The organism is Candidatus Neomarinimicrobiota bacterium, from assembly GCA_034716895.1.
GTDB lineage: Bacteria > Fidelibacterota > UBA8477 > UBA8477 > JABMPR01 > JABMPR01.
In genome coordinates, this window is the sequence record JAYEKW010000161.1 from 21,038 (window position 1) to 31,926 (window position 10,889).

The 10,889-nt window shown below is 44.3% G+C and carries 10 protein-coding genes; all 10 read right to left on the bottom strand.

All coding sequences use genetic code 11. The features are described from left to right. Positions 1–32 precede the first annotated feature (32 nt). Entirely contained in the window at positions 33–500 is a 468-nt protein-coding gene (locus U9Q77_10135; protein MEA3287714.1) for a FixH family protein, read from the bottom strand. Between the two features lies 1 nt (position 501). After that, positions 502–1,917 carry a cytochrome c oxidase accessory protein CcoG gene (gene ccoG, locus U9Q77_10140; GenBank protein MEA3287715.1) on the bottom strand — a complete coding sequence of 472 codons (1,416 nt, stop codon included), beginning with the start codon at positions 1,915–1,917 and terminating at the stop codon, positions 502–504. Between the two features lie 103 nt (positions 1,918–2,020). After that, positions 2,021–2,809 (bottom strand): cbb3-type cytochrome c oxidase N-terminal domain-containing protein, encoded by a 789-nt coding sequence (locus U9Q77_10145; protein ID MEA3287716.1) that lies wholly within the window; start codon positions 2,807–2,809, stop codon positions 2,021–2,023. 3 nt (positions 2,810–2,812) lie between these two features. Beyond that, on the bottom strand, positions 2,813–3,004 hold the full coding sequence (locus U9Q77_10150; GenBank protein ID MEA3287717.1) for a hypothetical protein: 192 nt from the start codon (positions 3,002–3,004) through the stop codon (positions 2,813–2,815). A 17-nt stretch (positions 3,005–3,021) separates the two neighbouring features. Next, entirely contained in the window at positions 3,022–5,139 is a 2,118-nt protein-coding gene (gene ccoN, locus U9Q77_10155) for a cytochrome-c oxidase, cbb3-type subunit I (GenBank protein MEA3287718.1), read from the bottom strand. After that, entirely contained in the window at positions 5,139–5,333 is a 195-nt protein-coding gene (ccoS, locus tag U9Q77_10160; protein ID MEA3287719.1) for a cbb3-type cytochrome oxidase assembly protein CcoS, read from the bottom strand. The genes ccoN and ccoS overlap by 1 nt, the downstream gene beginning before the upstream one ends. Before the next feature lie 28 nt (positions 5,334–5,361). Continuing rightward, entirely contained in the window at positions 5,362–7,809 is a 2,448-nt protein-coding gene (locus U9Q77_10165) for a heavy metal translocating P-type ATPase metal-binding domain-containing protein (GenBank protein MEA3287720.1), read from the bottom strand. Continuing rightward, on the bottom strand, positions 7,799–8,302 hold the full coding sequence (locus tag U9Q77_10170; GenBank protein ID MEA3287721.1) for an Rrf2 family transcriptional regulator: 504 nt from the start codon (positions 8,300–8,302) through the stop codon (positions 7,799–7,801). The genes U9Q77_10165 and U9Q77_10170 overlap by 11 nt, the downstream gene beginning before the upstream one ends. A 214-nt stretch (positions 8,303–8,516) precedes the next feature. Continuing rightward, complete coding sequence (locus U9Q77_10175) at positions 8,517–9,407, bottom strand: energy transducer TonB (GenBank protein MEA3287722.1); 891 nt, start codon at positions 9,405–9,407, stop codon at positions 8,517–8,519. 309 nt (positions 9,408–9,716) lie between these two features. Continuing rightward, on the bottom strand, positions 9,717–10,889 hold a 1,173-nt coding region (locus tag U9Q77_10180), incomplete at its 5' end, for a class I tRNA ligase family protein (GenBank protein MEA3287723.1).

Consider the following 10,889-nt stretch of genomic DNA (forward strand, 5'->3'; position numbering starts at 1 on the left):
TTTTTTTTAACTTCGTTGCTAAAAAGACGATCTCACCTGATCATAAGCGTTTGTTCCAGATAGTACTCCAAACCGCCACTGGCCCAATCCAGCTTGATCCGCCACAATCCAGGATCCATATTAGGTAAATGGATCTTCTGCAGGGTGTCTCCAGTCAAGTCCAGTGGAAAAAGGCGATCCTTATGCAGATCCGCTGGACGAAACAACAGCACTTCACCCACGGGAGCAACATGCCCTAATGCCTTGGAATATCTAAGCGTCAACAATTGCGTTTTTTGATCATAGTTGAAAATCGGCTTTATTTCCAAAGCATCCGTTCGTTCCACACGTCGGATCTGTTGTCCAAAGACCACATCTTTGTCGTAGTAATTGTCATAGACCAGTTCAACATCTTTCTGGTAGGTCCAGATGGCAAAGCTGGTAAAAAAAGCGATAAAGACTACAATGGTAAGAATGGTTCCCCACATCCACATTCTTCCAGATGGTTCTGTCTGATTCATTTTATTTCCGCGGTCCCATGAATGATGTTTTTACAGTTTCCAATAATCGGTCTCCCGTATAGACTGCTATTTTAAGTTTGGTTTCAGTTCCGTCAAGCAGAGCACCATCCAAATCGATAAAGAAAGCGCCTTCTGTTCTGTCCTGACTTTCTACTTTCAGGTTTGTACCCACCATATTTAGTGTTCCCGTTGGTTCCACCAGCTCAAACCGAATGGGCATTTCTTCAAAGGTTTTATTCAACACCTTCACTGAATAGAGGTTGGTGTAATGATCGTTTCCCACCTCTTGATACAGGGTTCCATAGGAGCGCAAAATAGTGGTCTCAACATCTGAGCGGGTAATCAGCAGCGTGAAAAAGAAAGCCGTCAGAAGCAGAACAACTGCGGAATATCCCATATTCCTAAATGTGAAACTTAATTTTTCACCCTTGCTGATGCCATCATAAGAATCGTAGCGGATCAGACCCTGCGGTTTCTTGACCTTATCCATTACAGCATCACAAGCATCAATACAAGCCGTACAGTTCACGCATTCCAACTGAGTGCCATTGCGAATATCTATCCCGGTGGGACAAACTTCCACACACTGATTACAGTCAATGCAATCCCCCAAATCTTCAGTTGAATTCTTTTTAGGCTTACCACGTGTTTCACCTCGGATAAAATCATAGTGAACAACAATTGATTTTTCATCCAGAAGCACGGACTGAAAACGACCATAGGGACAAACCAGGGTACAGACCTGCTCACGAAAAGAAGCGTAGATAAAATAGAAAACACTGGTGAAAACGATGATAATGAAGAACCCGGTCAAGTGTTCCGAGACAGGGTCGGTCATGATCTTGAAAAGTTCATCCTTACCAACGATATATGCCAAAAACGTATTGGCAATAATAAAGGATATCGCCCAAAAGACCCCGTGTTTTAAAACCCGTTTAAATATCTTTTCAGCGTTCCAGGCTTGAGCTTTTAGTTTGCGCTGCTTGTTAGCACTGCCATCGATAAGATATTCTATCTTGCGAAATATCATTTCCATAAAGATGGTCTGTGGACAGGCCCATCCACAAAACAATCGACCAAAGACCACTGTAAACAGCAGAATTCCCACCACAAAGGTCAGGGTCGCCAACACAAAAATATAGCTGTCCTGGGGCCAGAAAGCCATCCCGAAGAGAATAAATTTGCGCTCCAGGACATTTAACAGAATAAAAGGGCGACCATTCATGGTTATAAAGGGACCGCCAAACATAATGGCCAGAAGCAGGTATGAAAACCAGGTCCGGGCATTATAAAATCGACCTTTGGGCTGTCGTGGAAAGACCCAATTCCTTTTACCGTCATCATTGATTGAGGCTATTCGATCTCTATACTCTGATGGAGTATCAATATTGGTTAATTGTGTGTCTGGCACGCTCATTTACCTGTGTTCTCCAAATAGTTGTTCTTTATTAAATATACTCACAAAAGGAACTCAAGCATATTACTTGAGTTCCTTCTATGAATACAATATCTAAATAAGGTTATTCCTCAAAAAGATCACCCTGAGGAGCCTTGGCAACTGCAGGGGTTGTTCCCACCAATTTGACCTTGATAAAGCTGGCAACCTGGCTGATCTGATCCGGTGTAAGGATGGTTTCCCAGGGAACCATTCCCTTGGCCGGAACGCCCACATTGATGAGATGTACGATAGAAGCCATATCACCTCCATGGATCCAGTAATCATCCGTCATATTTGGACCGATCATGCCACCACCATCGTTAAGGTGACAACTGAAACACTGAGTGTCCCAGACCTTTTTACCAGCCTCAAGACTGGCATCATCGGTAAGGATAGCCAGTGCTTCCGGTGGTGTTTCATTTGAGCTACCCACAGATGCAGCTGGAGCAGCCGGAGCAGAAACACCTCCACTGGCATAGCTTGCATAAACCTCAGGAAAAGCAGCTTCCAAAGCGGCCAATTGATCTGAGTCAGCTTTGCTCATTGCGCGCATAAGTTGTTCATCAAAGGGGGCATCCAGCACTTTGTCCATTTCAGCACGCATGGCTGGTGTCATTTCACCATCACTTGCAAACGGAGACGAGTAACCGGTCATTGCTCCACGACCCATTCCAACTTCAGAATAGGTACCCATTTCTTTTTGATATTCCACTTCCTGCAAATCACCAACTAGGTGATAATAGGGAACATATATAACTGCGATGATGATCGTCAGCCAGAATAGCGATTTCCACCAACCCGGAAGGTCGTTGTCGTATTCCTGAATTCCATCAAAATCGTGTTCGATTAGTTGATTTGTAATTTTGCCCATTAGTTAATGGCCTCCATTATTTGTACTTTGGTCGTCCTCAAGCTCGAGGGGCATGTTGCTCATTTTGTCTATATATCCTTTTCTCATCGTGAGGATCATAATGATCGCACCTACAAAAACGAGTAGAAACAGGACCAGTGACAATCCCTGGAGAAAAGCCAGGCCTTCTGCTCCTGGATAAATACGGCTTATCATGCGAATCTGAATTCTCCCTATTTAGGGAGAATCCCTGTTCCCAATTTTTGCAGATAGGCGATCAAAGAAATGATCTCTTTATCCCATGTTGTCTCAATACCTGAGTCCTTCAGGTTGGCAACGATGTCTTCTGCCTGTTTTTTCAGGTCGGCAAGAGCTTGATCCTCGTAGCCTTCCTCATAAGGAACACCCAGGGTTCTCATTGCACTGATTTTGCGGGTGAGATGAGCATAGTCATTTGAGTCTTCCAGTAACCAGGGATATACTGGCATAATGGAACCTGGACTCATTGAACGGGGATTATCCATGTGGTTATAGTGCCAGGCATCCGGTTTTCTCAGTTTGCCAACACCTTCACGGTGCAGATCTGGACCGGTACGTTTTGAGCCCCACAAAAAAGGATGATCATAAACATACTCGCCAGCCTTGGAATACTCACCATAGCGTTCAGTTTCGCTTCTAAAGGGACGGATCATCTGTGAGTGACAGTTAACACAACCTTCTCTGATATAGATATCGCGGCCTTCCAGCTCGAGAGGTGTATAAGGAACCACTGTACTGATGGTCGGTATATTTGATTTAACAACGAACATGGGAATAAACTCAACCAAACCACCGATTGCCACAGCAATGAACGCCAGAATCAGGAACGGTACGGGGCGAGCTTCAACCCAACGGTGTTTGTGTTCACCGGGAACAGAGACAATGGGTTTCAGGGCAGGTGCTTCTATTACAGGATCCGGGATGGGAGCGCCTGCTCTGGCTGTTTTTATCAGGTTATATAACATGATGAATGAACCCGTAAGGTAAAGGGTTCCACCAAAGGCGCGGGTCCAGTACATGGGTACTAACTGCAGGACCGTTTCCAGGAAGTTTGGATAAACCAGAAAACCCTCTGGTGTAAACTGCTTCCAGATCAAGGCTTGCGTAATACCGGTCCAGTACATGGGAATTACCCAAAAGATCATTCCCAGAGTTGCCAACCAGAAATGAATATTGGCTAATTTCACTGAATAGAGTTTGCTGGCCCATAATCTGGGAGCCAGCCAATACAGAATACCAAAGGTCAAAAGCCCGTTCCATCCTAGAGTCCCAACGTGAACATGGGCAATGGTGTAATCCGTAAAGTGGGAGATGGCGTTGTAATTCTTCAATGACATCATGGGTCCTTCAAAGGTGGACATACCATAGGCCGAGACGGCCACAACCATGAATTTGAGGATCGGATCCTGACGTACTCGATCCCAGGCACCCCGCAAGGTCAAGAGACCATTCAACATGCCACCCCATGAAGGAGCGATCAACATGATCGAAAATACGGTTCCCAGGGTTTGAGCCCAATCTGGTGTTGAAGAATAGAGCAAGTGGTGAGGACCGGCCCAGATATACAGAAAGATCAACGCCCAAAAGTGGATCACTGATAGTCTATATGAGTAAACCGGACGTTGAGCGGCTTTGGGCATGTAATAATACATGAGGCCGAGATAAGGGGTGGTCAGAAAGAAGGCAACTGCATTATGGCCATACCACCACTGAACCAGGGCATCCTGGACACCAGCATAGAGAGAGTAACTTTTGCCTATACTCACCGGTATCTCAAAAGAGTTGACGATATGAAGCATCGCTACAGTGACAAACGTAGAGATAAAGAACCACATGGCTACGTAGAGATGCTTTTCACGGCGCTTGACAATGGTTCCGATCATATTGACACCCCAGGCAACCCAGATCAGAGCAATGGCAATATCAATAGGCCATTCCAGCTCTGCATACTCTTTGGCTGTTGTGATTCCAGCAGGTAAGGTCAATACCGCTGATACAATAATTGCCTGCCAGCCCCAGAAGTGGATATGGCTTAGCACATCCGAAAAGTTTCTGGCTTTTAATAATCTTTGGGCAGCATAGTAATAACCCATAAAAATACCGTTACCGACAAATGCAAAAATTGCAGCATTGGTATGTAATGGGCGTAAACGACCAAAGGTTAACCAGGATGTACTAAAATTCCACCAAGGTGCTGGTAATTGTAGAGCAATGGTAAGACCGACTAAAAATGCGGTAATTCCCCATGCCACCGTGGCCCAGAAAAACATTCGTACGATTTTATTGTCGTACTGGAATTTCTCCATCTCCATTATTTATTCTCCTCCTTGTTATTCCCCGAAACAGTATCGGGTTCCGTTTTCTTTAATGTTTTATTTTCATCATCAAACAACATGCGGACTGATGGTGTATACTTATCATCAAACTGACCAGAACGAACTGACCAGATATAGGCAGCTAAAAAGATCAGAGATGCCGTTAAGCTGGCGCCCATCAATAAAAACATTATATACATATCTTTAATTCGCTTTTGCTCAAGTTAATCCCATCATGCGGGCGCGCAAGCTGGTAGTAACCGTAGTGAACACTACAACGGAAATTGAGCTGGCCGGCATGAGAATAGCAGAAATCAGAGGGGATAGCAATCCGCATACAGCAAAGGTAACTCCTACAATATTGTAAATTATTGAAATGATGAAACTGGTAATAATGACTGACATGGTGGCTTTGGACATCTTGATGAATGGCTCCAAAAGATGCAGGTTTTCACCGGTCAAAATAGCATCACTGGCAGGAGAGAAGGCTGTCACATCATCCGTAACAGCGATACCAACCTCGCTGGCACGTAGTGCTCCGGCATCGTTTAAACCATCGCCCACCATCAGAACGTGTGCACCATCACCCTGGAGCTTAGAAATAAAATTCAGTTTATCTTCTGGCGTCTGGCGAAAAAACAATCCGGTATCGCTGCCAAACAGATTAACCAGTGTTGCTTTTTCTCGCTCCGTGTCCCCTGATAGAAGATACATTTTAAAGCGCTTAAGCAATTTTGCCAACATGGGGCGTAATCCCTGACGGTAAACATTGGCAATCAGAAACGAGCCTTTGACCTTACCATCAATGCTCAGATATACTCTGGTTTTTAAGTCTTCTGTATTTATCAGATTTGCCTCGAGACCCAGCCAGGAGCCAGAACCGATCTTTAACACCATATTTTGTATATTCCCTTCAATTCCCTTCCCGAATATCTCCTGGAAATCATCTACAGCCAGGGTTGCTTCTACATCCAGAGCTTGAAATATCTTTTGACTGAGCGGGTGTGTCGAGTGTTGAACCAAAGATTTCACCATCTGCTGCTCAACAAGGGAAAGCAGGTCTCCGGAAAACTCAATTATATCCTGGTGAGCTTCTGTGAGAGTCCCGGTCTTATCCACAACGATCGTATCGATCTTGGAAAGAGCTTCCACTGCTTCAGTGTTTTTCACATAGAACCCCTGGCGACCAAATATCCGCATGGTGGTTCCCAGGGCAAAAGGAGATGATAGAGCCAAAGCACAGGGACAGGCAACAATCAAAACCGCTGTAAATACTTTTATAGAAGTAGCGGTATCGTATTGAAGCCAGTACAATGAGGCCGCCAAGGCGATCGCCACCACCCCAAAGGTGAAATAATGGCTAACCTGATTAACCGTCTTATTTAAACGCGAGAAACGCGGTTTACTAAAAACATCGTTATTCCAAAGCTGGGTCAGATAGCTTTGTGAAGGTTCTTTAATAACTTCAAGCTCAATGGTTGTACCGCGTTGTCGCCCCCCGGCATAAATGAACTCTCCAGCCTCTTTAGCAACGGGATCTGCCTCTCCACTGACAAAGCTATAGTCAATAAAAGCTCCTGATTTCAGTAAAACAGCGTCAGCCGGTATAAGCTCCTGGTTACGAACAACGATCCGGTCGCCTGGCATCAATTTGGAAACCGGTACAACGGCCTCAACATTGTTTACTTTCCGGGTAACAGAGAGGGGGAAAAACGATTTATAATCCCTTTCAAAGGAGAGTACGTCATAGGTTTTTTGTTGAAAGATCCGACCCAGGAGCAGAAAAAAGACCAGACCTGTAAATGAATCAAAATAACCTACACCGGTTTGAGTAAGCACTTCCCAGGCACTACGGAAAAAGAGCATGCCAATCCCCAGAGTGATGGGAACATCAATATTAACTGTCTTTGACTTGACGCCGGCCCAGGCTGATAAATAATAATCTTTAGTGGCATAAATAAGCACCGGCAACGAGAGCGCCATACTCAGATAACCAAAGACCATTTTAAAAACAGGGTCAACATCACCTATTCTGGAAAGATATTCAGGAAAGCTGAGGATCATCACATTCCCAAAAGCAAATCCTGCTAAACCAATCTTTAGATACAGTTTTTTCTCGGCTGATGATTGTTCCCGTTTACCTGCTGTGTCCAGGCTAATCAGTGGTTCATAACCAAGAGATGAGACCAGGGCAGCCGCTTCACTCAGCTTCATTTCATCCCGGTTGTAGCTGATAGAAACTTCTTTGCGGGGAAAGTTCACTTGAGACTGAAAGACTCGTTGATCCATATCGTGGAGCTTTTCCAATAACCAGATGCATGAAGCACAGTGCATGGCTGGTGTATGAAAGGTAACCTTCTCTGTTTTTCCATCAGAGAATTCAATGATCTGCTTCCGGACACCTTCATCATCCAGATAGGCAAAGCGATCTGTGATCAAATCCTGTTTTGGTGTGATCCCCGGGTTATTTTCAATATCATAGTACTCACATAACTCGTTAACATTAAGAATTTCAAATACCGTCTTGCAGCCATTACAGCAAAAGTATCTTTCTCCAATGGCAATGCTCTGATCCGGGCAAGTATCACCGCAATGGAAACAGGCCAACTTGTCACCTTCGTTAATTCCAGGTGATTCAACCTGATACTGTTCAAACTTAATCGCCAACAACAGCCTCGGATTTTTGGACAGCCAACGGAACGCCACAGAGTTGACCCGTGTCGGGCAATATAGCGCTGGCGGCTATGGCCAGATTTGTTTCTGCCAGATCCTTGATCTTTTTTTTGCTCAGGATATTGACAACTGCCTGCTGAGCTTCATGCCAGACCAGATGAACAGCACAGTGGCTGGAAAACTGGCAGGCATCCTCACCCTGCATACAGACATTCAGATAAATTGGACCTTCCACGGCCTCTATAACTTCCAACAGGGTTTTATTTTCAGCTCCATCAGCCAGGCGTACCCCACCACCATTCCCCTGGAATGATTTTAAAAATCCCTGTTTGGCAAATTGTGAAACGATAGAGCGCAGAAAACGCTGTGGAATATTTTGATTCTCGGCAATCTCACGAGCTGAGATCAGTTTTTCTTTATCCCGACCAGCCAAATAGACCATCAGCCTTACAGCATATTCACCTTCGTTAGTTAATCGAAATGACAAGATTGATTCCCCGTTAACTGGTCAATAATAAAATTTTGTATTTAATCAAATTGGATCCTTGTGCGCTGCAAGCTAACGCCAAACATCTTAAATACCATGAAATTAGTGTTGTTAGGGAAAATTTGTTTTTTTACTTCATTGCTGTACCAAAATGCTTTATTGTTGAGGTCTCGGTTTATCTAAAGCAGGTATTTTGGACAGCAATACTCGGGAATCATTCTATTAGAGCTATCTCCAGATAACGTGGTTCAAATGCATCTAATTTATCCAGGTCATATTCAAACCGGATACTTCCGTCAACCTGCACAGAACGACGATCAGGGGTTTGAGAAAAACGCTGGTGTTGATCACCATAGATCAGAGCCAGTTGCCAGTCTGGCAAGGCCTGGTTCATGATAAATTTATATTGGAATTTATGATCACCCTGATCACCAACAGGCAGATAATTAAAGCCCAGAGTCAGGGATCTTTCGGCAACTTCAAAGGTCAGCCACTCGCCACTTGCATCCCTCACTCGTCGTGTTTCAAGGTTATTTCCAGAACCGGTCTTAACCCAGGTTTGATCTGCATTGAACGGAAGTAAACACTCAAAGAGAAGCGGCAGCACCAATCCTGGCTTGATTTTACCCAACATTTCAACCTGGAAACCTTGATAGGCTGGGTTGGGATGTACGATCATTTCAAAACTTGAGAACGGACTGCTCTTCGAATGCCAGTCTTTCAAGGCAAATATGATTGGGATGGAGATCCAAATATCTATCGGCTTACCGTTTTTTAAAGCCGGTTCAAACAGGGTTCGCTGGACTGCATTCAAGGCGATCCGATCCAGTTCTGGATTTAATTTTTGGGCGATCCTGGAATCGATTACCCGCCCATCTTTAGCCACAAACACCTTTACGGTGACAGCTCCTTCGAGCCCCGCTTCCCGAGCAGATGGTGGATAATAAATACGCGAACCAAGTGTTTCATAACCACCAATAGGATGCGGTTTTGTGATTTCAGGTTCGAGAGTCTCTCCCTTGAACCAGGCACATTGACCCAGAATAGCAAGAACACAACAAATACCGAGACTCGTGATAAGAACTCGTTGGATACTGGTTTGCATAAATCACCTCCCCATCTTTGGAATAAACGAAAGTGATGTAATATAGCGTATTGTTTTACAATAACAATGACTTGGCGCGCAGTCTCGATGATGTCATGCCAATTTCAGTTCAACTTTAGCCATAGTTGAAAAACTTTTTTTTGCCACAGATCCACAAAGATTTGCACAGATGTGAAATAACAGCAACCGCTAATTCTTCGTTCCGTTGAGATTTCGAAACTGAATTTATTATCAATTCTGTCTGAGTTTCTTTCTTTTGTGCGCTACTTTGATTTCAGCCTTCTGGCCTTTAGCATCAGTGAAAAGAGCTTAAAGGGTCTTCATTGTCTCTACATGTTCTCGTAGCTTTTTCAATGATTCCATATAGTGATCCTGTTTGTCCCGCTCTTTGGCAACCACAGCTTCAGGAGCACGATCTACAAAGTTTTTATTGGCTAATTTTCCTTTTACTGCTTTTAAATAGCCTTCTGTTGCCTTAATCTCGTTTTCGAGTCGCTCCACTTCTTTACTCAGATCTATGAGACCTTCCAGGGGAACAAATAATTCCATTTTCTCCACCATGGAAGATGCAGAAAATTCTGGTTTTGATACATCCAATCCGAATTCAATATCAGCAGCACGGGTGAGTTTGGCAATGGTCTCCTGCATCTTCTGCAAAATATCCAACTGTGCCTGAGAATGAGCCCTGCCTACCAGTTTGATACTTTGTGATGGCGGAACATTCATTTCTGAACGAACCGTACGGATCGCTGTGATCACTTTCTTTAGAAAATCTGTTTCCTTGGCTTCTTCAGGGGCATTAAAAGTGTTCTTCACCACGGGCCAGCTTGCAACAATAAGATCGGGTTCGTCTGTCAATTTGATCTGCTGCCAGATCTCCTCACTCATAAATGGTGCATAGGGATGCAGTAACTTCATAATATCCCGAAGCACATAGATGGCCACTGACATGGCAGTCTGTTTCTGTTCGGGCGTTCCATCGTACAAACGCATCTTGATCATTTCGATGTACCAATCACAGAAATCGTTCCAGATAAAATCCCAGAGCGCCCGCGCAGTTTCATCAAACGAAAAATTTTCCAGTAGTCTGGTGATCCGCTCAATAGTAATATTCAACCGATGGAGTATCCAGCGATCAGCCAATTCCAGATTTTTCCATTTTTCCGGGTTAACCATATCGGCCGTTAGATCAAAATCTTTATTCATCAGGACAAACCGACTGGCATTCCAAACTTTGTTCATAAAGTTCCGAGCCACATCCAAACGCTCCTCGGTAAACAGAATATCCTGACCTTTAGGGGCAATCAACATGATCCCATACCGGAGAGCATCAGCACCATATTTCTGAATGAGATCCAGTGGGTCTGGTGAATTGCCCAATGATTTGGACATCTTGCGACCCTGGCTATCCCGAATAATGCTGGTAAAATAGACATTCTCAAACGGGATATCCCCCTTGAACTCATAACCAGCCATGATCAT

What these genes read in the sequence shown, in the direction of transcription:
- U9Q77_10135 (MEA3287714.1), bottom strand. Translation starts at nt 500, where the DNA reads ATGAATCAGACAGAACCATCTGGAAGAATGTGGATGTGGGGAACCATT.
- ccoN (MEA3287718.1), bottom strand. Translation starts at nt 5,139, where the DNA reads ATGGAGATGGAGAAATTCCAGTACGACAATAAAATCGTACGAATGTTT.
- ccoG (MEA3287715.1), bottom strand. Translation starts at nt 1,917, where the DNA reads ATGAGCGTGCCAGACACACAATTAACCAATATTGATACTCCATCAGAG.
- U9Q77_10175 (MEA3287722.1), bottom strand. Translation starts at nt 9,407, where the DNA reads ATGCAAACCAGTATCCAACGAGTTCTTATCACGAGTCTCGGTATTTGT.
- U9Q77_10145 (MEA3287716.1), bottom strand. Translation starts at nt 2,809, where the DNA reads ATGGGCAAAATTACAAATCAACTAATCGAACACGATTTTGATGGAATT.
- ccoS (MEA3287719.1), bottom strand. Translation starts at nt 5,333, where the DNA reads ATGTTTTTATTGATGGGCGCCAGCTTAACGGCATCTCTGATCTTTTTA.
- U9Q77_10150 (MEA3287717.1), bottom strand. Translation starts at nt 3,004, where the DNA reads ATGATAAGCCGTATTTATCCAGGAGCAGAAGGCCTGGCTTTTCTCCAG.